This window comes from Pseudomonas trutticola BRTCR10 (genome assembly GCF_056155105.1).
The window spans coordinates 5,483,260-5,504,545 of the sequence record NZ_CM149552.1 but is presented as its reverse complement, the minus strand read 5'-3'; the positions used below and the strand labels follow the sequence as shown (position 1 = coordinate 5,504,545).

The window sequence follows — 21,286 nt, the reverse complement described above, 5'->3', positions numbered from 1 at the left end:
CGAACACGGTATGGGCAAAAAAGCCCCGCCCCGACAGGAATGCCGGGGCGGGGCGCTTTTCGTCAACGAGACATTTCGAGAAGGGCAGGGCCCTTAACGGAACATCGCGCTGATCGATTCTTCATTGCTGATGCGGCGAACCGCTTCGGCAACAACCGGTGCGATATCCAGTTGACGGATACGTGCACAGGCTTGTGCTGCAGCGGACAGCGGGATGGTGTTAGTCACCACCAGCTCGTCCAGCACGGAATTTTCGATATTCTCGATGGCCCGACCCGACAGCACAGGGTGTGTGCAGTAGGCAAAGACCTTGGCTGCGCCATGCTCTTTCAAGGCCTTGGCCGCGTGGCACAGAGTGCCGGCGGTATCGACCATGTCATCGACCAGAATGCAGGTACGCCCTTCGACATCACCGATGATATGCATCACTTCAGAGTGATTGGCTTTCTCACGGCGTTTGTCGATGATCCCGAGGTCCACGCCCAGCGACTTGGCAACAGCACGTGCACGCACGACGCCACCAATGTCCGGGGACACGATCATCAGGTTTTCGAAGCGCTGATCTTCAATGTCATCCACCAGAACCGGGGAGCCGTAGATGTTATCTACCGGAATATCGAAGAAACCCTGAATCTGGTCAGCATGCAGATCAACCGTGAGAACACGGTCGATGCCGACTACGGTAAGCATGTCAGCAACGACTTTCGCGCTGATAGCCACACGTGCGGAACGCGGACGGCGATCCTGACGGGCATAACCAAAATAAGGAATAACAGCAGTGATACGAGTAGCCGAGGAGCGGCGGAAGGCATCAGCCATCACTACCAGTTCCATCAGGTTATCGTTGGTCGGGGCGCAAGTCGGCTGAATAATGAAAACGTCTTTACCGCGAACGTTTTCATTGATCTCGGCAGTAATTTCGCCGTCGGAAAATTTACCGACAGAGATGTCACCGAGAGGGATATGCAGCTGACGTACAACACGCCGAGCCAGATCGGGGTTAGCGTTCCCCGTAAAGACCATCATCTTGGACACGCGCAGTACCTAGAGGCTGAGGGTAACCTGGATGAGTATAGAAAATGGCAGGGGCGGCTGGATTCGAACCAACGCATGGCAGGATCAAAACCTGCTGCCTTACCGCTTGGCGACGCCCCTGTATCTGTTGCATCAAGTGCCGAGCACTTGGTTCCTTTAGAGCAGACTTTGCAGCTTGCGATGCAACATCGAAACGTTGCTTCCTTTTGCTACAAACCCTGTAAGGGTCTCTGTCAGAAGGGCCGAGACTTTATCAGCTTCAGCTTTGCTTGGGAAGCCCCCAAACACACAACTTCCAGTTCCGGTGAGCTTTGCTTCGGTAAATTTACCTAACAAATCCAACGCGTTACGTACTTCCGGATAACGCCTTGCAACCACCGGCAAGCAGTCATTTCGACTGTTTCCCTCGGGAACGGGGCGCACTTTAATGGGCGGCGTGTTACGTGTCAACAAAGGATCGGAAAAAATTTCTGCCGTACTTACAGAGACTTGCGGCACGAGTACCAGATACCAAGGTTCTTCGGGATCGACAGGGGTGAGTTTTTCGCCCACGCCCTCGGCAAACGCCGCGTGGCCACGGACGAAAACCGGCACGTCAGCACCAAGCGTCAGGCCCAGTCCGGCCAGGCGATCCTCATCCCACCCCAACTGCCACAAATGATTGAGCCCGAGCAAAGTGGTTGCCGCGTTCGAACTGCCGCCACCAATGCCGCCGCCCATGGGCAGCACCTTGTCGATCCAGATGTCGATGCCGAGCGCACAGCCAGATTGTGCCTGGAGCATTTTTGCTGCGCGCACGATCAGGTTGCTGTCGTGGGGAACGCCTGCGAATTCAGTGTGCAGTTGAATCACGCCGTCATCGCGCACGGCAAACGTGATTTCATCGCCGTAATCGACAAACTGAAACAGTGTCTGCAACTCGTGGTAACCGTCTTCACGGCGACCAAGAATGTGCAGCATCAGATTGAGTTTGGCCGGCGAGGGCAGGGTCAGACGTGCAGCGGTCATGGGTTATTGCCCCAACTTGCGCGGTTGCCAGGTTTTGATCACCAGCGTTACGTCGAGGTCGGTGCCGTGCAGCTTGATGCGTTCTGGCAACCAGTAACCATTTTGTTCGGTGTAAGCGGTGTATTCGACTTTCCAGCCATCCTGTTCAAGGTTGGCCAGACGGCTGTCGGCGTCCAGATTCAGGCGGCTTTTGCTGTCTGGTGCAGGCAGGCCACGGACCCACCAGGCCAGATTCGACACCGGCAATTTCCAGCCCAGTTGCTCTTCAAGCAAAGCTTCCGGCGATTGCGATTCGTAGCGACCCTGGTTGGCGACTTCCAGCGCCACCTTGCCCGGACGCCCGGTCAGACGTGCCGCGCCGCGACCCAACGGGCCGGACAGGCGGATGTCGTAGTAATCCTGACGTTGCAGCCAGAACAACGTGCCGCTACCGGAATCTTTCGGTGCGCGGATGCCGATCTTGCCGTCAATCTGCCAGCCGTCGAGGCCGGTCAGCTGTTGTTTGTTCGCGGCCCATTGAGCGGGACTGCCGTGGCCCTCGACCGATTCGCGAGTACCAAAACCCGAGCAGCCAGCGAGCAGGGCGATGAAGCTGAAAACAATAACGTGGCGCAAAAACATGAGTTAAAGGGTCTCGGATCCGGTCAGGCGCTTGATGGTGCTGCGCAGAATGGTGCTGTCGGGCTGATCCTTGAGGAATTTGCCCCAGACTTGCTTGGCTTCGCGCTGGTTGCCCTTGACCCACAACACTTCGCCCAGATGCGCGGCGACTTCGTGGTCAGGGAAACGCTCCAGCGCCTGGCGCAGGTATTTCTCGGCGTCGTCCAGATTGCCCATGCGGAAATTCACCCAGCCGAGGCTGTCGAGTACCGCCGGGTCTTCCGGATTGATCTGGTGTGCCTGCTCGATCAGCGCTTTGGCTTCAGCGTAACGAGTCGTGCGATCGGAAAGGGTGTAGCCCAGAGCGTTCAGCGCCATGGCGTTGTCCGGGTCACGCTTGATGATCAGGCGCAGGTCTTTTTCCATCTGCCCCAGGTCATTGCGTTTTTCCGCGAGCATGGCACGGGTGTACAGCAGATTCAGATCGTCCGGGTATTGCAGCAAGGCTTGCTGCAAGGTTTTCCAGGCCTTGTCGTCCTGTTTATTGGCCGACAGGGTTTCCGATTCGATCAGGTACAACTGGATCGCGTAATCGGGTTGTGCGTCGCGCTCGGCCGCCAGTTTGCTTTGTGCTTCGGCGGTTTTGCCGTTGTTCATCAGGATATCGGCCTGACGCAATTGCGCCGGCAGATAATCATTACCCGGGCCAACCTGGGCGTATTCGATCAATGCGCCTTGCGGGTCGTTGCGTTCTTCGGCGATGCGACCGAGGTTCAAGTGCGCCGAATCAACGTGGCTTTCCCGGGCGATCAGGTCTTCCAGATACCCTTTGGCCTCATCCCAGGCCTTGGCTTCCAGGCATACCAGCGCCAGCGAGTAGCGCAGTTCGTCGTCTTCCGGGTATTGCTGAACGAGGCTGGAGAACTCGGCCTTGGCGTCGTCCATCCGGTCCTGTTCGACCAGCGTGCGCGCATAGGTCAGGCGCAGACGCTTGTCGTCCGGGTACTTCTTGATGCTTTTGCGCAGCAGCGGCAGTGCTTCGTCACCACGATTCATGGTTTGCAGCAGGCGTGCGCGCAGCAGAATCGGGGCGATTTCGCCGTCTTCCGGTGGATTGTCTTCAAGCAGGGTCAGCGCCGCTTTGTTGTCGCCGTCCTGCTGCAAGAGCAGGGCCTTGCCGAAAATCAGCTGGCTGTTCTTCGGGTGGCGTTGCAACAAACGGTCGAAACTTTTCATCAGACCGTTGCGGGTCTCCTGATCGGTATCGGCTGCCGACAGCGCGAGGAAGTCGAAATGGGTGTCGCCCTTGCCCTGCAGGACTTTCTCCATATAGACCATCGAGTCGTCATAGCGCCCGGCGCGCGCCAGTTGCACGGCGGCGGCGCGTTGCGCTTCGAGATCGTCCGGAGCATTTTTCGCCCAGATAAGCGCAGTATCCAGCGCTGGCTGATCCGCGCCGAGGTATTCAGCAATACGGAATGCGCGCTCGGAAACGCCGGGATCCTGCGTATTGATGGCCTGGGTCACGTAGTTGTCCAGGGCAATGTCGAAACGATTGCGCTGGCCAGCGAGTTCTGCGCTCAGCAGGCTGAACACGGTTTCTTCGCTGAACGAGCTGTAAACCTTGGGCTTTTCAGGCGCGGGCGTGGTGTCTTCGACCGGTGAGGCACCGTCCTGCGAAACGGGGGCCATGGCCTGGCAGCCGCTGAGGAAGACAAAAGCAAGGAGCAACGCGGAGGATCTATTCATATAGGAAGAGGACGACTAACCTGCGGTCGGATCATCATGACACAAGCCTTCGGTCAAACATAACCGAGTCTCAATTGTGCCCATTATAGGGGCTGACAATTGGGACAATAGTCAGCGGTAGTTGTTCTGAATCTGACGAAGGTGGACAATTGCCGGCTTCACGTCACCATCAGCGACCTTGAATGGCCTTCCTTGCACTTGGTATTAACCACAAGACTGCTTCAGTAGACGTCCGCGAGCGCGTGGCCTTTACCCCTGAGCAGCTGGTTGAGGCCCTGCAGCAGCTCTGCCGAATTACCGACAGCCGCGAAGCTGCGATCCTCTCCACCTGCAATCGCAGTGAGCTTTATATAGAACAGGATCAGCTTTCTGCGGATATCGTGCTGCGCTGGCTGGCCGACTATCACCATTTAAGCCTCGATGAGCTGCGCGCGAGTGCTTATGTGCATGAAGATGATGCGGCAGTTCGTCACATGATGCGCGTCGCCTCCGGGCTCGACTCGCTAGTGCTGGGCGAACCGCAGATTCTCGGCCAGATGAAATCGGCCTACGCCGTGGCCCGCGAGGCCGGCACCATCGGCCCGCTGCTGGGGCGACTGTTTCAAGCGACGTTCAACGCCGCCAAGCAAGTACGCACCGACACCGCGATCGGCGAAAACCCGGTGTCCGTGGCATTTGCCGCGGTCAGCCTGGCCAAGCAGATTTTCAGCGACCTGCAACGCAGCCAGGCCTTGCTGATCGGCGCCGGCGAGACCATCACCCTGGTCGCCCGTCACCTGCATGAGCTGGGGGTCAAACGCATCGTCGTCGCCAACCGTACGCTGGAGCGCGCCAGCCTTTTGGCTGAACAGTTCGGCGCTCACGCGGTGCTGCTCTCGGACATCCCGGCAGAACTGGTGCGCAGCGACATCGTCATCAGTTCGACCGCCAGTCAGTTGCCGATTCTGGGTAAAGGCGCAGTCGAGAGCGCGTTGAAGCTGCGCAAGCACAAACCGATCTTCATGGTCGACATTGCCGTTCCCCGGGATATCGAACCGGAAGTCGGCGAGTTGGACGACGTTTACCTCTATAGCGTCGATGATCTCCACGAAGTGGTCGCCGAAAATCTCAAGAGCCGCCAGGGTGCAGCCCAGGCGGCCGAAGAAATGGTCTCGGTTGGCGCCGACGATTTCATGGTGCGCCTGCGCGAGCTGGCAGCGGTCGACGTGCTCAAGGCCTATCGTCAACAGAGCGAGCGTCTGCGTGACGAAGAGCTGCAAAAGGCCCTGCGTCTGCTGGCCAACGGCGGCAACGCCGAAGACGTGCTCGGGCAACTGGCCCGTGGCCTGACCAATAAACTCTTGCATGCGCCCAGCGTGCAATTGAAAAAGCTTTCTGCCGAAGGCCGCCTCGATGCGCTGGCCATGGCTCAGGAACTCTTCGCCCTCGAGGGCTCACCGGATAGCTTTTCGGATAAAAAACCGCAATGAAAGCGTCACTGCACAATAAGCTGGACACCCTCCAGGACCGATTCGAGGAACTGACCGCGCTGCTCGGCGATGGCGAAATCATTGCCGATCAGGCCAAGTTCCGCGCCTATTCCAAGGAATACGCCGAACTCGAGCCGGTCGTACACGCCTATCAAAAGCTGCTCAGCGTACAAAGCGATCTTGAAGGCGCGCAGGCGCTGCTCAAGGACAGCGACCCGGACATGCGCGAAATGGCTGTGGAAGAAGTCCGCGAAGCCAAGGAATTGCTGATCACCCTGGAATCCGACCTGCAACGCATGTTGCTGCCCAAGGATCCGAATGACGGCCGCAACGTCTTCCTCGAAATTCGCGCCGGCACCGGCGGCGACGAGGCGGCAATATTCTCCGGCGACCTGTTCCGCATGTACTCGCGTTATGCCGAGCGTCGCGGCTGGCGTGTGGAAATTCTCTCGGAGAACGAAGGCGAACACGGTGGCTATAAAGAAGTCATCGCTCGCATCGAGGGCGACAACGTTTACGGCAAGTTGAAATTCGAGTCCGGCGCGCACCGTGTACAGCGTGTGCCCGCCACCGAATCCCAAGGCCGTATCCACACCTCGGCCTGCACCGTGGCAGTGTTGCCTGAGCCGGACGAGCGCGAAGCCATCGAGATCAACCCGGCGGATTTGCGCGTCGACACGTTCCGCTCCTCCGGGGCCGGTGGTCAGCACGTCAACACCACCGACTCGGCGATCCGTATCACGCACATACCGACCGGCACTGTCGTCGAGTGTCAGGAAGAGCGTTCCCAGCACAAGAACCGTGCCCGAGCGATGGCCTGGTTGTCGGCCAAGCTCAACGATCAGCAAACCGCAGCGGCGGCGAATGCCATCGCCAGCGAGCGTAAATTGCTCGTCGGCTCCGGTGACCGCTCCGAGCGCATCCGCACTTACAACTTTGCCCAGGGCCGGGTCACCGACCACCGCGTCAACCTGACTCTGTACTCGCTGGATGAAATTCTCGCCGGTGGCGTTGAAGCGGTGATCGAGCCGTTGCTGGCCGAATATCAGGCTGACCAACTCGCAGCGATAGGTGAATAAATGACCATCATTGCCAGCCTGTTGCGTGCCGCCGAATTGCCGGACTCGCCGACTGCGCGTCTGGACGCCGAATTGCTACTCGCCGCTGCGCTGGGCAAGTCACGCAGTTTTCTCCACACCTGGCCCGAGCGCATCGTGCCGAGTGAAGCCGCGCTGACCTTTGCCGAGTACCTGCAACGTCGTCGCGGCGGCGAGCCGGTGGCCTACATTCTCGGCCAGCAAGGTTTCTGGAAACTCGATCTGGAAGTCGCGCCGCACACGCTGATCCCGCGTCCGGACACTGAACTGCTGGTGGAAGCGGCGCTGGAATTGCTGCCCGCGACCCCGGCCAAAGTGCTCGATCTCGGCACCGGCAGCGGCGCGATTGCTTTGGCCCTGGCCAGCGAGCGTCCGGCGTGGAAAGTCACCGCCGTGGACCGTGTACTGGAAGCGGTGGCCCTGGCTGAACGCAATCGCCAACGCCTGCACTTGAACAACGCTACCGTGCTGAGCAGCCATTGGTTCAGCGCGCTGGAAGGTCAGCAGTTCCAGCTGATCATCAGCAACCCGCCGTACATTGCCGCCGCTGATCCGCATCTGGTCGAGGGCGATGTGCGCTTCGAACCAGCCAGTGCGCTGGTAGCCGGTGAAGACGGGCTCGACGATCTGCGCCTGATCGTCGACCAGGCGCCGGAGCATCTGCAGGCCGGCGGCTGGCTGATGCTCGAACATGGCTATGATCAAGCCGAAGCCGTGCGTGATCTGCTGCTGACGCGCGGTTTCGAAGAAGTCCACAGCCGCACCGATCTGGGCGGCCATCAACGGATCAGTCTGGGGCGCCTGCCGTGCTGAATGATCAAGAGCTGCTGCGTTACAGCCGACAGATTCTGCTGCAACACATCGACATTGATGGTCAGTTGAAGCTCAAAGACAGTCGTGTGTTGATCGTCGGCCTCGGCGGTCTCGGTGCACCGGTGGCCCTGTACTTGGCGGCGGCCGGAGTCGGTGAGCTGCATCTGGCGGATTTCGACACGGTCGATCTGACCAACCTGCAACGCCAGATTATTCATGACACAGACAGCGTCGGCATGAGCAAGGTCGACTCGGCGCTCAAGCGTCTGGGGGCGATCAATCCCGAAATCAAACTGGTCGCCCATCGTCAGGCGCTGGACGAGGATTCCCTCGCCGCTGCCGTGACGGCGGTGGATCTGGTGCTCGACTGTTCCGATAATTTTTCCACGCGTGAAGCGGTCAACGCGGCGTGCGTGGCCGCAGGCAAACCCTTGGTCAGCGGCGCGGCGATTCGCCTTGAGGGGCAACTCTCGGTGTTCGATCCGCGTCGCCCCGAGAGCCCGTGCTACCACTGTTTGTACGGGCACGGCAGCGAAGCCGAACTGACCTGCAGCGAAGCAGGTGTGGTCGGGCCGCTGGTTGGCCTGGTCGGCAGTCTGCAGGCGCTTGAGGCGTTGAAAGTGTTGGTCGGCTTCGGTGAACCACTGGTGGGCCGCTTGTTGTTGATCGATGCTCTGGGTTCGCGATTCCGCGAGTTGCGGGTCAAGCGTGATCCGGGTTGCAGCGTTTGCGGATCGCGCCATGCGTGAGGCACCGATCGCGGTGTTCGATTCCGGTGTCGGCGGCTTGTCGGTATTGGCGGAAATCCAGCGCTTGCTGCCCAATGAATCGCTGCTGTATTTCGCCGATTGCGGGCACATTCCTTACGGCGAGAAAACCCCGGAATTCATTCGCCAACGCTGCGGCGTGATGGCGCGTTTTTTCCGCGAGCAGGGCGCCAAGGCATTGGTGGTTGCCTGCAATACCGCCACCGTCGCCGCTGCGGCCGATCTGCGCCGTGATTTTCCCGACTGGCCGATCGTTGGCATGGAACCAGCGGTCAAACCGGCTGCCGCCGCGACCCGCAGTGGTGTGGTCGGCGTGCTCGCCACTACCGGCACTTTGCAGAGTGCCAAGTTCGCCGCTTTGCTCGACCGCTTTGCCACCGATGTGCGGGTGGTCACTCAGCCGTGCCCGGGTCTGGTCGAGTTGATCGAGAGCGGCGATCTGCGCAGCGCCGAGCTGCGCCAGTTGCTGCAAAGCTATGTCGATCCGCTGTTGGCCAACGGGTGTGACACTATTATTCTCGGCTGCACGCACTATCCCTTCCTCAAGCCGATGCTCAAGTCGATGGTCCCCGAGACCATCAGCCTGATCGATACCGGCGCCGCCGTGGCGCGGCAACTTCAACGTCTTTTGGCCGAACGCGACTTGCTCGCTGAGGGGGCCGACCAAGCGGTCAGATTCTGGACCAGTGGTGACCCGCAGCACTTCCGCAAAACCCTGCCGCTGTTGGGGCAGACCGTGGGCGACGTGCAAAACTTCAGTTTGTAAAAAAAATGTGAAATAACCGAAAAATCAGCTGAACTTCTGATCAAGCGCTGACTTCTATAGCGATGAGTTACCTGGAAAACCAAACGATCGTTCCGGAAAGGGAAGTTTCAAAGTGAAGCGACTATTCTGTTTGGCCGCGATTGCGGCCGCACTGATGGGGCAAAGTATTACCGCACAAGCCGCCGGCGTTGAATTCGCCGTCGGTGCTACCAGCGATTCGACCATGACCTATCGCCTGGGAATGAATTTCGACTGGGACAAGAGCTGGCTGCAAAGCGACGTCGGTCGCCTGACCGGTTACTGGAGTGGCGCCTACACCTACTGGGAAGGTGACAAGACCTCCAGCAACAACAGCCTGTCGTTCTCGCCGGTATTCGTTTACGAATTTGCCGGCCAGTCGGTGAAACCGTATGTCGAGGCGGGGATTGGTGTCGCGGCGTTCTCCAACACCAAATATGAGTCGAACAATCTTGGCGGTTCCTTCCAGTTCGAAGACCGTCTCGGTTTTGGTCTGCGCTTCAATGGCGGGCATGAAGTCGGGATTCGTGCGACGCACTATTCCAACGCGGGCCTTTCCAGCGACAACGACGGGGTAGAAAGCTACGCGCTGCATTACACGATGCCGTTGTAAGCAGTACGCATAACCCCTGTAGGCCTTCGCCTGCTCGCGATGGCGGAGTGTCAGTCAAACAAATGTTGGCTGACACTCCGCCATCGCGAACAAACTCACTCCTACATTTGTTTTAGGGTGTGCTTGGGATCAGCGGTACGCCGTGGCGATGCCCTGGCGCTCTTCGATGCACTCCGGCGCACCCATCTCGAACTCGCGGCAGATCAGCGGACGTTTCTCGTAAATCGTGCACATCATCGTGTCGCGATCCAGCGCCGCACACCAACCGTCGTCCAGACGCAGCATCACTTCGCCGCCCCACTCATCGGTATCGATAAAGCGATCAGGCACGCCCGTGTCGGTGATCAGCATCACTTCGAGCTGGCAGCAGCAGGCTGCGCACGTCGAACAGGTGACCGCCGGTTCGGCGATCTGGAGGTGGGGGATGGTTTTCATGGCCGGCAGTGTAAGGCAGTGCTTGCCGCGTGTGTGAATGCTCTGACAGACGCTCACTGGCCCAGGCGTCGAGCCATCAGGTGGAGCAGCGGAAACAGCAGCGCCCAGAGCAAGCCGATGCCGATCAGGCTGGGTAACTCGCCGTAGGGAAATTGCACCCCGGCCAAGTGTCCGCCACCGTAATAAGACAAGGCGCCGCCGCCGGCACCGAGCACGCTGGCCAGCCACCATGGCCGGGCGCTCCACGCCAGACAATGGCGCAAGGTGGTGGCGAGCAACGCCCACAGCAACATCAGCCACAGCGGAATCAACGGCGATGGGTCCTGAAAGTCGAACACGCCGAGGCCACGCAAAGCGCTGTCCACGGCAGTGCCGACAATCACCACACTCAGTATCAAGCGGCCCTCGGCTGCCCAACTGCTGATCCAGCGCAGATGGATCACCAGCACCGCCAATGCCACTAGCAGCCACAAACTGTTGCCGCCGAGCACGCAGGTCAGCCAGCCGATCTGGAACAACACGGCATTGGCGATCCGCTCAAGCATCGAAGCGTCCGAGCAGCGGCGCCGGCATCGCCGCCGGTTTGGCCAGCAGCAATTGCGCCGTGCCGATGGTGCGCTCGAGGAAGCCACCCTCGCAGTAGCACAGGTAAAACTCCCACAACCGCAGGAAATAATCGTCATAGCCCAGCTCGCTCAAGCGACCGTGAGCGCGACGAAAATTCTCGTGCCACAGGCGCAAGGTCTTGGCGTAATGCAAACCGAAATCTTCCATGTGCAGCAGGTTCATATCGGTGTCACGGCTGACGATTTCGAGCATCTTCTGCACGCAGGGCAGGGCCCCGCCGGGGAAGATGTAGCGCTGGATGAAATCGACGCCGCGCTTGGCCTGTTCATAGCGCTGCTCGCGAATGGTGATCGCCTGGATCAGCATCAGGCCGTTGCTCTTGAGCAGGTGTGCGCATTGTTTGAAGTAGGTCGGCAGGAAGCGGTGGCCGACCGCTTCGATCATCTCGATCGACACCAGTTTGTCGTACTCGCCGGTGAGGTCGCGGTAGTCCTTGAGCAGCAGCGTCACTTGATCCTGCAAGCCCAGTTGTTCGATGCGCCGGGCGGTGAAGGCGTACTGCTCTTTCGACAGCGTGGTGGTGGTCACGCGGCAGCCGTAATGCTGCGCGGCATAAAGTGCCATGCTGCCCCAGCCCGTGCCGATTTCCAGCAGATGATCCTCAGGCTTGAGCGCAAGCTTCTGGCAGATCCGCTCCAGTTTGTTCAGTTGCGCCTGTTCCAGACTGTCCTCGGGGGTGAGGAACTGCGCGGCGGAATACATCATGGTCGGGTCGAGAAACTGCTCGAACAGATCGTTGCCAAGGTCGTAATGTGCGGCGATGTTTTTCTGCGAACCCTTGCGTGTGTTGCGGTTGAGCCAGTGCAAGCCTTGCACCAGCGGCCGGCCGAGACGGGCCAGCCCGCCCTCCATCGCATCGAGTACGTCGAGGTTGCTGACGAACACCCGCACCACGGCGGTCAGGTCCGGCGAGCTCCAGTAACCGTGGATAAATGCTTCGCCGGCGCCGATCGAGCCATTGCTGGCGACCATGCCCCAGGTAGCCGGATCGAGTACATGGATCTCGCCCAGCAAAGGGCTGCCCTTGGTGCCGAACAGCATCTGCTCACCGTCCTCGACCACCAGCAACTGGCCGTGTTTGAGCTGAGCCATTTGCCGCAACACACCGCGACGCAGCAGCGATCCTGTCAGGCCGTTGGTGCTGAACAGGCTGGCCGAAAGGCTAGAGGATTTCATGGCGGTGCTCCCTGGGAGGCGCTTTAGCGGTTTGAAAGCTGCCATCGGCAGCCTGATGAGCAAAGATCGGTGCGCGTTTGACCAGCAGTCGCATGGCTTGCCAATAGATCGCCAAAGCGGTTTTCGCGGTCATCCACGGAAAGCGTCGCAAGTAACGATGCAGGCTATGACGGTCGAGCGTTTCGCGTTGCAGATTGAGGGTCGCGTCGAACAGCTTCTCTTCGCCCTGCCAGTCGGCCATGTGCACGCCGAGGGTTTGCGCGGCGGGGCTGAAGCTCATGCGGTATTCAAGATCGCGTGGCAAAAATGGCGATACGTGAAACGCCTTCGCCACCGCGAAATGTTGATGGTGTTCATGCCGACCAGCCGGCAGCACGTAGTGGTAGCGCTCGCGCCACGGCGTGTTGGTGACTTCGCAGACAATCGCCGCCAGTTGCCCATCGGCTTCATGGCAATAAAAGAAACTCACCGGATTGAACGCCAGGCCCCAACTGCGCGGTTGCGTCAGCAGGCACACCGCGCCTTGTGGTTCATGACCGATGGCGATCCCGACCTGCTGGCGTACCGCGTCGATCAGGCGCATGCCGGTGCCGGTAAAGGCTTTGAGGTAGTCGCTCTCGCGAAATGAAAACGGCGCAAAACGGCTGCGGCCGGCCAATGGCGACAGGCCGAGGACCGCGTCCTGTTCTGTCAGGTCGAGGTAGAGCAGACCGATCCGGTAACGAAACTCATGCCGGCGCGGCGCGAAACGCCGATGGCCGATCCAGCCGCTGTACAGGGCGCTGTTCATAAGGTTTCCCCGAACGCCGCCGCCACGCGCAACGCGCTGACCACGCCGTCTTCATGAAAACCGTTGGCCCAGTAGGCGCCGCAATAATGCGTGTTGTGCACGCCGTCCAGTTCGCTCCAGCGGTTCTGCGCAGCGACGGCGGCAAGGCTGAATTGCGGATGGGCGTAGGTGTATTTGGCGAGCACTTTGAACGGGCTGATGCCGGCGCTCTGATTGAGGCTGACGCAGAACGTGGTGTCGCTCTCGATCCCTTGCAGGATGTTCATGTCATAGGTCACGGCTGCATGCGTATGGCCCGCGCCGTTCAGACGAAAATTCCAGCTCGCCCACGCCAGTTTGCGTCTGGGCAGCAGACGCGTATCGGTGTGCAACACCACTTCGTTGTCGGCGTAGGGCAGGGCGCCGAGGATCGCCTGTTCGGCGTCGCTCGGGCTGGCGAGCAGTTGCAGGGCTTGATCGCTGTGACAGGCGAACACCACTTTGTCGAAATGCTCGATACCTGCCGGGCTGTGGATAACCACGCCGTGTTCGTCGCGATCAACGCGAGTCACCGGGCAGTTCAGGCGGATCTTGTCCTTGAACGTTGCCGTCAGCGGCGCGATGTAGGCGCTGGAGCCACCTTCGATGACCTGCCATTGCGGGCGATCACTGACTGACAGCAAGCCATGATTCTTGAAGAAACGCAGAAAGAACTGCAGTGGAAAATTGAGCATCTCGGCCATCGGCATCGACCAGATCGCCGCCCCCATCGGCACGATGTAATGCAGGATGAAGCGCTCGCCATAGCCGCCGGCCTTGAGGTAATCGTCGAGGGTCATGTCAGCGGCGATGCGCAGTTCGGCGAGGTCGCGCTGGGCTTCTTTATTAAAGCGCAGGATGTCCCGCAGCATGCCCCAGAAGCCGGGCGACAGCAGGTTGCGGCGCTGGGCAAACAGGCTGTTGAGGTTGTTGCCGTTGTACTCAAGGCCGGTGTCCGGATCGCTCACCGAAAAGCTCATTTCGGTCGGCTTGAAGCGCACGCCGATCTGGCCCAGCAGGCGAATGAAGTTCGGGTAGGTCCAGTCGTTGAACACGATAAAACCGGTGTCCACCGCGTATTGGCGATCCTCGACTGTGACTTGCACGGTGTGCGTGTGGCCACCGACCCAGTCGCTGGCCTCGAACACCGTGACGTCATGCCGGCGATTGAGCAGGTAGGCGCAGGTCAGCCCGGCGATTCCGCTACCGACGATGGCTATTTTCATGCTGGATCCCGCAGTGGCGGTGGTTTGCGCACCATGCGTTTGCCGATCATCAATTGCACACGGGCGGGCAGTTTCGACAACGGCCACAGCGCCGCCATGAACAGCGCCGGAAATGCGATCTCCAGCGGACGGTCCTTGAGTTTGGCGAAGATGTGCCGCGCGGCTTTATCCACAGGCCAGCTCAACGGCATCGGAAAATCATTCTTGGCGGTCAGCGGTGTTTCGACAAAACCCGGGCTGATCACGGTGACTTCAATGCCCTCATCGGCCAGATCAATGCGCAGCGATTCGAACAGATAACGCAGCCCGGCCTTCGATGCTCCGTAGGCTTCGGCCCGGGGCAGCGGCAGGTAAGTCACCGAACTGGCCATGCCGACCAGATGCGGCGCCGTGCCTTTGCGCAGCAGCGGCAGGGCGGCTTCGATGCAGTAGCTGCTGGCGAGCAGATTGGTGCGCACCACATGTTCGACGATGGAGGAATCGAATTGCCGGGCATCGACATATTCACAGGTGCCGGCATTGAGGATCACCGAGTCCAGCGAGCCCCAATCCTCGGCAATCTGCTGGCCGATTTCGCGCACGGTCTGGCTGTTGGTCAAATCCCCCGGCACCACCAGTACTTGCCCGGGATAACGCTGCGACAGCACTTTGAGCGCAGCGACCTGGCGGGAACTGACGGCCAGGTGCGCGCCGGTTTTCAGAATCTCTTCAGCCAGAGCCGCACCGATGCCACTGCTGGCACCGGTCAGCCAATAACGCCGTGGAGTTGTACGACTCATCCCATTCTCCTTTTCAGCCAGGCGATCACTCGGCCCAATACGGGTAAATGTTCATATAGCAACGCCCCGGCATCGAAATAATCCCGATGGCGATAAACCTTGTCGCGCCACAGCAGGTGCGAGCAGCCTGCGACACGAATTTCCCTGCCACTGGCCAGACGCGGATGGCGGTAACTCATGACCCAGCGCAGATAACCTTCACCTTCGCTGATCTGATCGAAACCGTGAAAATCGAAGCGCAGCTCGCTGACATTGGCGTACAACTCAGCGAAGTAGTCGCGCAGTTGCGCCAGCCCCTGAACTTCGTGCAGCGGGTCTGTGAAATGAATGTCGTCGCTGTACAACTCGCCCAGGCGTTGCAGATTGTCTTTGTTCAACGCTGAAAATTGCCGGGCGAAGTTGCGCAGGAAATCACTCATCGGCCTCTCCGATAGACGTACGCGAAGGCAGGTTCTTGAAGGCGCTCAGTGCGCGCTCCCGGGAAGCACTCAGATTGACGATCGGGGGCGGATAATCCGCCACGCCGAACAAGCCGCCAGCGCTGGCCGGGTTGTGCACCTGCTTTTTGTCGAGGCCAGCCAGTTCCGGCAGCCAGTGCTTGATGAACAGGCCTTCGCTGTCGAATTTTTCCGACTGACTCAGCGGGTTGAAAATGCGGAAGTACGGCGCCGAATCGGTGCCGGTCGACGAGCTCCATTGCCAGCCGCCGTTGTTCGCCGCCAGATCCCCATCGATCAGATGCCGCATGAAAAAGCGTTCGCCTTCACGCCAGTCGATCAGCAGGTTCTTGGTCAGGAACATCGCCACGACCATGCGCAGGCGATTGTGCATCCAGCCGGTTTCGAGCAATTGGCGCATCGCCGCATCAATGATCGGCAGGCCGGTGCGCGCCTCTTGCCACGCCAGCAGATCGTCCGGCGCGTCACGCCAGGCCAGCGCTTCGGTTTCCGGGCGGAACGCGCGGTGGCGCGAGACCCGTGGATAGCCGACCAGAATGTGTTTATAGAATTCGCGCCAGAGCAGTTCGTTGATCCACGTGACCGCACCGACCTTGCCGCTTTCGAATTCCCCCTGATTGCTTTGCAGGGCAGCGTGCAGGCATTGGCGCGGCGAGATCACGCCCGCTGCGAGATAGGCCGAAAGCTGACTGGTGCCGGGTTTGGCCGGGAAGTCACGTTCATTTTTGTAGTAGTCGATCTGAGCGTCGGCGAAGGTGTCGAGACGCCGCCGGGCTTCCTGCTCGCCCGCCGGCCACAAGTCGCGCAGCGACTCACTCGGGGTAGCAAAGCCTTTGACCGCCGCAGGAATCGGGTCGCTGTCGATGTTCAGTGGCGATTGTTTGCCGGGCGTTTTCACCAGCGCCGGCATCGAACGGTGCAGGCGTTCGTAGCAGACTTTGCGGAACTGGCTGAACACCTGAAAGTACGTGCCGGTCTTGGTCAGCACGGTGCCGGGCTTGAACAGCAGTTGGTCGAGGTAGCTGTGGAATTCGATGCCCTCGGCACGCAATACCTCGGCCACCGCGGCATCGCGCCGCGTTTCGTGGACGCCGTATTCTTCGTTGACATGCACCGCTTCGATATTCAGTTGCCGACAAAGTTTAAGCAGCTCTGCCGGCGCCTGATCCCAATGCGCCGCCGTACGAATCAGCAACGGAATGTTCAGTTGAGCGAGACCGTTGCTCAGCTCTGTCAGGTTGCGCAGCCAGAAATCAACCTTGCAGGCGGCGTCGTCATGTTCAAGCCATTGCTCTGGGCTCAACAGATACACGGCAACCGTCGGGCCGCGCGCTGCGGCGGCCGCGAGGGCGGTGTTGTCGTGTTGGCGCAAGTCGCTGCGCAGCCAGATCAATTGCATATCGGTAGTCGTCGCGTCCATTAAATCAGCCCACGCTGAACGAGTGCCTGGTGCGCTGAAAGCGAGTCTTCAGCCAGGTACAGATCAGCCATCTCGCAAGTTTTTACGGACAACTCGGCGTGGTGGATGCACACCGTTGGTCCGACGATCATTTTTGGGCAACCGACGCCAGCCAAAAGTTTTGGCAACTGCCCAGGCTGCATGGCTTTGCTGGAATACAGCAGTACGCCGCGCGCTTGCAGATGTTCGACCGCCAGTGCCAGCTCTCCGGCCGGCACCGGCCAGTCAAACACCTGTACCGGGCAATCGGCGCTGCTGATCAGCCACGCGCACAGCCACAGATGAGGTTCCAGTGGCAGGTCGGAATGATTGATCAGTAGCAGAGGGGCGGCGTGCAATTGACGATTGTTATGGTAGATGCGTGCGCCGAATTTGCTGCGTAACCATGAATAAAAAAAGACTTGCTCCATCTGCGCGCCGAACTGGCCCTGCCAGCGCTGTTCGAGTTCGGCCAGCAGCGGCAGTAGCAATTGCTCGCACAGTGTGCGCGGTGGGTAGAGCGCCATGGCTTGATTGACGCTGTCGTCGAGGGCGCGTTCATCGAGTTGGGTAACGGCCGCCAGTAGCGCGTGTTGCAAGCGTTGCCAGTCATTTTCTACCGGTTCGCTGAAGGCCTGCGCCGTGTCGAGCAGCGGCTTGACCTGACTGACTGCGACGCCGCGATTGAGCCAAGTGAGGATGGTCAGGATGCGTTGCACATGTTCGGCCGAATACAACCGGTGCCCCTTGGGCGTGCGCTGGGGGATGACCAGGCCGTAACGGCGCTCCCATGCACGCAGGGTGATCGCATTGACGCCAGTCTGGCGCGCCACTTCGCGAATCGGCAGCCAGCCTTCGTCGAGGGCTTTCTTGAAGTCGGCGCCGAGGTCTTCCTGGGCGCTGGTGTCGAGTTTGTCGTTCATCAAATGGCGTTTCGCAGGCTGAGATTTTCCGGGTGCGGCTGTAGGTAAACCTGCTGCGCAATGTATGGATCGGGATGGAGACGGAAGTGATGCTTGAGCAGCGTCAGCGGCACCACCAGCGGCACGATGCCTTGGCGGTACTGGCCGATGACGTGAACCATTTCCTGTTTATCTTCGGCGCTGATCGCCTGTTTCAGATAGCCGCTGATGTGCAGCAGCACGTTGCAGTGAGTACCGCGTGTGGCGCATTTTTTCAGTGCCGCCATCAGTTGGCTGAAATAGCGCGGGCCGAGTTCGGCGGGATCGCTCTGCGCCATGTTGCCCAACAGCTTGCCCAGCGCTTTGTATTGCGGCGGGTTGTGGGCCATCAGCAGGTATTTGTAGCGTGAGTGGAATTCGGTGAGCGCGCGGCGGCTCAAGCCTTGAGCGAGCACTTGCTGCCAGGCGCTGTAGGCGAGCACGCGAGTGATGAAGTTTTCCCGCAGCACCGGATCGTTGAGGCGTCCGGCTTCTTCCACCGGCAGGTCCGGGTGTTGTGCGCAGAAAGCCTGGGCGTAGATGCCGCGTCCACCGCCATTCACCGGGGCGCCGTTGGCGTGATAGACCTTGACTCGTTCGAGGCCGCAGGACGGTGATTGCTGCATGAAGATATAGCCGCAGAGGTCATCGAGTTCGGCAGCCATTTTTTGCCCGTATTCGGCAAGGGGGGCGGTGACGTTGATCGCCGGGTTGACGGTGCCGATGGCTTCGGGGTTTTGTGGGTCGCCGACCAGGCGGATCGGCTCGCGGGGAATACCCAGGCCGATGGCGACTTCCGGGCAGAGCGGGACGAATTCGAAATATTCAGCGAGCGTGCGGCTGCACAGCCGCGATTCCTTGTGTCCGCCGTTGTAGCGCACCTCGGCACCCAGCAGGCAAGCGCTGATGGCTATCTTTGGTTTGAGCGCGGAAGGTTCGGACATGGGCACCTCAAATCTATACCTGTACACAGAACGATCTCTGTACAACTTTTTATTAGCATAGATTCAATGGTGTACAAGTCAAACAATTTGTATAAGTTTTGAGGTTGAATGCGATCTCTGTAGGAGTGAGCCTGCTCGCGATCGCGGTCGGGCATTCAATGTTTGTGTCGACTGACAAACTGTCATCGCGAGCAGGCTCACTCCTACAAGGGGATCTATTGCCAACCCAATAACCAGTGTTCGCTGTTTTTGAGGCTGTGCCAATCGAGTCGTTCGGCACGTTTGGTCAACACCGCTTGCAGTTCAACTTCCAGCACCGTGCCGTCCTCATCACGGATCAGTTCGGTGACCAGAAAATGCTTTTCGCGGTTTTGCGGGTGGGCTGCTGTCCATTTCGACAGCAGCAGTTTTTGCGGATTGAGGCGGTTCACTGCAGGTGTTCGTGCAAACGGCGAGCGGCTTCCTGGCCGCTGAGCCAGGCACCCTCAACGCGCCCGGACAGGCACCAGTCGCCGCAGGCGTACAAGCCCAGATCGGCATCCGCCAGCGTGCCCCATTCGTGGCCGGTTGCAGGCCGGGCGTAGAGCCAGCGGTGGGCGAGGCTGAAGGTCGGCGCGGGCATGGCGCTGTGCAACAGTTCGGCGAACGCACCGTGCAGTTGCTCGATCACCGCTTCCTTGGGCAGGTCGATGTGTTGCCGGCTCCAGGCACTGGTGGCGTGCAGCACCCAGGTGTCGAGGGTGTTGTCGCGCCCGGGTTTGCTGCGGTTGCGCGCCAGCCAGTCGAGCGGGCTGTCTTGCACGAAGCAGCCTTCGATGGGTGTATCCAGCGGCGTATCGAAGGCGAGGGCGACGGCCCAGGTCGGGTCCATTTTCACCCCGGCGGCGGCACCGGCCAGTTTCGGTGCGGCGGCCAGCAGCGCGGTGGCTTGCGGGGCCGGCGTGGCAATCACGACATGGCTGAAGGGCCCGTGAGTGAAGCCTTCGGCGTCTTGCAGATGCCAGTGTTCTTCGCCACGGAAGACCTCGGTGATGCGGCAGGCGAAATGCACCTCCAGAACGTCGAGCAAGCCGCGAGTGATGGCGCTCATCCGTGGTGCGCCGACCCAGCGCGTCTGCTCGTCCGGCGACAGGTTCAGTTGTCCGCCCTGGAAGGTGTAGAGCTGCGGCGTCCACTCGGCGACCCAGCCCTGGCTTTGCCAACGCTGGACCTCGGTGACGAAACGCCGGTCGCGAGCGGTGAAATATTGTGCGCCCATGTCCAGCGATCCGGCGTCGCTGCGCTTGCTCGACATGCGTCCGCCGCTGCCGCGGCTTTTATCGAACAATTGGACGGTGTGCCCGGTCTCAGTCAGAGCCTGAGCAGCCGAGAGCCCGGCGATGCCGGTGCCGATGATTGCGATAGGTACAGTCATAGGGGCCTCGTTTACCTTTCTGTACAGACTACGCCGTGGATGAAACCTGTACAATTTTGTTTTTTGGTATAACTTCCAGCATTCTCGTTCTGACAGCTTGGCCTATGGTTAAACAATAGAGCCTGCCCAATAGAAAAGATCCCTGCTTATAAAAATAGACTAGTGATCCGGGTAAAACGCCACGCGAGGAAGAAGTCATGCACATATTGCTGACCGGCGGTACTGGTTTGATAGGGCGCCAGCTCTGCCGGCATTGGTTGGCGCAGGGCCATCGCTTGTCGGTGTGGAGCCGGCGCCCGGAAAAAGTTGGCAAAATCTGTGGTGCTCAGGTGCGTGGTATCGCGCGTCTGGAAGACCTCGGTGATGAGCCCGTGGACGCCATTATCAATCTGGCCGGTGCGCCGATTGCCGATCGACTGTGGACGCATCGGCGCAAAGCGCTGCTGTGGAGCAGTCGTATCAAGCTGACGGAAACCCTGTTGGCCTGGCTCGAAACACGGGCGCAGAAACCCGCGCTGCTGATTTCCGGATCGGCGATTGGCTGGTACGGCGACGGCGGTGAGCGTGAGCTGAGCGAAGACTCGCCGCCGGTGATCGACGATTTCGCCAGCCAGTTGTGCATCGCCTGGGAGGAAACCGCCCTGCGTGCCGAATCGCTGGGGATCCGTGTGGTGCTGGTGCGCACCGGTCTGGTGCTGTCGGCCGAGGGCGGCTTTTTGTCGCGGCTGTTGCTGCCGTTCAAACTCGGGCTGGGCGGGCCGTTGGGCAATGGTCGGCAGTGGATGCCGTGGATTCACATCGATGATCAAATCGCCCTGATTGATTTTCTTCTGCACCGCGATCAGGCGCGTGGTCCTTATAATGCGTGCGCGCCAAAACCTGTGCGCAATCGCGAATTTGCCAAGACGCTGGGCAGCGTATTGCACCGCCCGGCGTTCATGCCGATGCCGACGCTGGCGTTGAAAGTCGGCCTTGGCGAAATGTCTTTGTTGTTGCTCGGCGGCCAACGGGCCACGCCGGCACGCTTGCTGGAAGCGGGCTTCATTTTCCAGTTCACGGATTTACGCGCGGCCCTGGATGATCTCTCCAGCCGCCTCTGAAATAG

At 59.9% G+C, this 21,286-nt stretch carries 23 protein-coding genes and 1 tRNA gene; 7 read left to right on the top strand and 17 right to left on the bottom strand.

Going from position 1 to position 21,286, the window contains the following annotated elements:
* Window positions 1-93: 93 nt before the first annotated feature.
* The 5 genes from ACVVH8_RS24950 to ACVVH8_RS24930 form a co-directional block, all read right to left on the bottom strand.
* A complete protein-coding gene (locus ACVVH8_RS24950) occupies window positions 94-1,035 on the bottom strand; it encodes a ribose-phosphate pyrophosphokinase (RefSeq protein ID WP_003171603.1) in 942 nt (313 codons plus the stop codon).
* A 45-nt stretch (window positions 1,036-1,080) separates the two neighbouring features.
* A tRNA-Gln gene (locus ACVVH8_RS24945) sits at window positions 1,081-1,155 on the bottom strand.
* A gap of 36 nt (window positions 1,156-1,191) precedes the next feature.
* Window positions 1,192-2,043, bottom strand: coding sequence for a 4-(cytidine 5'-diphospho)-2-C-methyl-D-erythritol kinase (gene ispE, locus ACVVH8_RS24940; protein WP_103306071.1), 852 nt, complete (start codon window positions 2,041-2,043; stop codon window positions 1,192-1,194).
* A gap of 3 nt (window positions 2,044-2,046) precedes the next feature.
* On the bottom strand, window positions 2,047-2,664 hold the full coding sequence (gene lolB / locus ACVVH8_RS24935) for a lipoprotein insertase outer membrane protein LolB (protein ID WP_213026576.1): 618 nt from the start codon (window positions 2,662-2,664) through the stop codon (window positions 2,047-2,049).
* A 3-nt stretch (window positions 2,665-2,667) separates the two neighbouring features.
* Window positions 2,668-4,392 carry a tetratricopeptide repeat protein gene (locus ACVVH8_RS24930; RefSeq protein WP_103306073.1) on the bottom strand — a complete coding sequence of 575 codons (1,725 nt, stop codon included), beginning with the start codon at window positions 4,390-4,392 and terminating at the stop codon, window positions 2,668-2,670.
* 182 nt (window positions 4,393-4,574) lie between these two features.
* Here ACVVH8_RS24930 and hemA point away from each other — a divergent pair, with 182 nt between their 5' ends.
* From hemA to ACVVH8_RS24900, 6 genes are all read left to right on the top strand, one after another.
* Complete coding sequence (gene hemA / locus ACVVH8_RS24925) at window positions 4,575-5,861, top strand: glutamyl-tRNA reductase (protein WP_103306074.1); 1,287 nt, start codon at window positions 4,575-4,577, stop codon at window positions 5,859-5,861.
* On the top strand, window positions 5,858-6,940 hold the full coding sequence (gene prfA, locus ACVVH8_RS24920) for a peptide chain release factor 1 (protein ID WP_103306075.1): 1,083 nt from the start codon (window positions 5,858-5,860) through the stop codon (window positions 6,938-6,940). Before hemA ends, prfA begins: the two co-directional genes overlap by 4 nt.
* Window positions 6,941-7,771 carry a peptide chain release factor N(5)-glutamine methyltransferase gene (prmC, locus tag ACVVH8_RS24915; RefSeq protein ID WP_213026575.1) on the top strand — a complete coding sequence of 277 codons (831 nt, stop codon included), beginning with the start codon at window positions 6,941-6,943 and terminating at the stop codon, window positions 7,769-7,771.
* Window positions 7,765-8,520: a molybdopterin-synthase adenylyltransferase MoeB gene (locus ACVVH8_RS24910; protein WP_103306077.1), complete on the top strand. Its 756-nt coding sequence runs from the start codon at window positions 7,765-7,767 to the stop codon at window positions 8,518-8,520. The genes prmC and ACVVH8_RS24910 overlap by 7 nt, the downstream gene beginning before the upstream one ends.
* Window positions 8,513-9,304 carry a glutamate racemase gene (murI, locus tag ACVVH8_RS24905; RefSeq protein ID WP_475226871.1) on the top strand — a complete coding sequence of 264 codons (792 nt, stop codon included), beginning with the start codon at window positions 8,513-8,515 and terminating at the stop codon, window positions 9,302-9,304. The genes ACVVH8_RS24910 and murI overlap by 8 nt, the downstream gene beginning before the upstream one ends.
* 112 nt (window positions 9,305-9,416) lie before the next feature.
* Entirely contained in the window at window positions 9,417-9,935 is a 519-nt protein-coding gene (locus ACVVH8_RS24900) for an acyloxyacyl hydrolase (protein ID WP_213026572.1), read from the top strand.
* Between the two features lie 129 nt (window positions 9,936-10,064).
* On the opposite strand, the gene ACVVH8_RS24895 is transcribed toward ACVVH8_RS24900, so the two are convergent.
* The 12 genes from ACVVH8_RS24895 to ACVVH8_RS24840 form a co-directional block, all read right to left on the bottom strand.
* Window positions 10,065-10,370 carry a YkgJ family cysteine cluster protein gene (locus tag ACVVH8_RS24895; protein ID WP_103306080.1) on the bottom strand — a complete coding sequence of 102 codons (306 nt, stop codon included), beginning with the start codon at window positions 10,368-10,370 and terminating at the stop codon, window positions 10,065-10,067.
* A gap of 53 nt (window positions 10,371-10,423) precedes the next feature.
* Entirely contained in the window at window positions 10,424-10,915 is a 492-nt protein-coding gene (locus tag ACVVH8_RS24890) for a DUF2878 domain-containing protein (RefSeq protein ID WP_401301945.1), read from the bottom strand.
* Window positions 10,908-12,173 (bottom strand): class I SAM-dependent methyltransferase, encoded by a 1,266-nt coding sequence (locus ACVVH8_RS24885; RefSeq protein WP_475226868.1) that lies wholly within the window; start codon window positions 12,171-12,173, stop codon window positions 10,908-10,910. The genes ACVVH8_RS24890 and ACVVH8_RS24885 overlap by 8 nt, the downstream gene beginning before the upstream one ends.
* Complete coding sequence (locus ACVVH8_RS24880; protein ID WP_475226865.1) at window positions 12,160-12,963, bottom strand: DUF1365 domain-containing protein; 804 nt, start codon at window positions 12,961-12,963, stop codon at window positions 12,160-12,162. The genes ACVVH8_RS24885 and ACVVH8_RS24880 overlap by 14 nt, the downstream gene beginning before the upstream one ends.
* Entirely contained in the window at window positions 12,960-14,207 is a 1,248-nt protein-coding gene (locus ACVVH8_RS24875; protein WP_103306084.1) for an NAD(P)/FAD-dependent oxidoreductase, read from the bottom strand. Before ACVVH8_RS24875 ends, ACVVH8_RS24880 begins: the two co-directional genes overlap by 4 nt.
* Window positions 14,204-14,986: an SDR family NAD(P)-dependent oxidoreductase gene (locus ACVVH8_RS24870; protein WP_103306085.1), complete on the bottom strand. Its 783-nt coding sequence runs from the start codon at window positions 14,984-14,986 to the stop codon at window positions 14,204-14,206. Before ACVVH8_RS24870 ends, ACVVH8_RS24875 begins: the two co-directional genes overlap by 4 nt.
* Window positions 14,983-15,405 carry a nuclear transport factor 2 family protein gene (locus tag ACVVH8_RS24865; RefSeq protein WP_213026566.1) on the bottom strand — a complete coding sequence of 141 codons (423 nt, stop codon included), beginning with the start codon at window positions 15,403-15,405 and terminating at the stop codon, window positions 14,983-14,985. The genes ACVVH8_RS24870 and ACVVH8_RS24865 overlap by 4 nt, the downstream gene beginning before the upstream one ends.
* Window positions 15,398-16,843: a deoxyribodipyrimidine photo-lyase gene (gene phrB, locus ACVVH8_RS24860; RefSeq protein ID WP_475226863.1), complete on the bottom strand. Its 1,446-nt coding sequence runs from the start codon at window positions 16,841-16,843 to the stop codon at window positions 15,398-15,400. Before phrB ends, ACVVH8_RS24865 begins: the two co-directional genes overlap by 8 nt.
* A gap of 20 nt (window positions 16,844-16,863) precedes the next feature.
* Window positions 16,864-17,805 (bottom strand): MerR family transcriptional regulator, encoded by a 942-nt coding sequence (locus tag ACVVH8_RS24855; protein WP_475226860.1) that lies wholly within the window; start codon window positions 17,803-17,805, stop codon window positions 16,864-16,866.
* On the bottom strand, window positions 17,805-18,767 hold the full coding sequence (locus ACVVH8_RS24850; protein ID WP_103306089.1) for a YbgA family protein: 963 nt from the start codon (window positions 18,765-18,767) through the stop codon (window positions 17,805-17,807). Before ACVVH8_RS24850 ends, ACVVH8_RS24855 begins: the two co-directional genes overlap by 1 nt.
* 215 nt (window positions 18,768-18,982) lie before the next feature.
* The gene (locus ACVVH8_RS24845; RefSeq protein WP_103306090.1) at window positions 18,983-19,198 is read right to left on the bottom strand and encodes a TIGR02450 family Trp-rich protein; all 216 of its coding nucleotides are present in this window, start codon (window positions 19,196-19,198) and stop codon (window positions 18,983-18,985) included.
* On the bottom strand, window positions 19,195-20,181 hold the full coding sequence (locus ACVVH8_RS24840; RefSeq protein ID WP_475226857.1) for an NAD(P)/FAD-dependent oxidoreductase: 987 nt from the start codon (window positions 20,179-20,181) through the stop codon (window positions 19,195-19,197). The genes ACVVH8_RS24845 and ACVVH8_RS24840 overlap by 4 nt, the downstream gene beginning before the upstream one ends.
* A 197-nt stretch (window positions 20,182-20,378) precedes the next feature.
* On the opposite strand from ACVVH8_RS24840, the gene ACVVH8_RS24835 reads away from it, so the two are divergent.
* On the top strand, window positions 20,379-21,281 hold the full coding sequence (locus ACVVH8_RS24835; protein ID WP_475226854.1) for a TIGR01777 family oxidoreductase: 903 nt from the start codon (window positions 20,379-20,381) through the stop codon (window positions 21,279-21,281).
* Window positions 21,282-21,286: the final 5 nt, after the last annotated feature.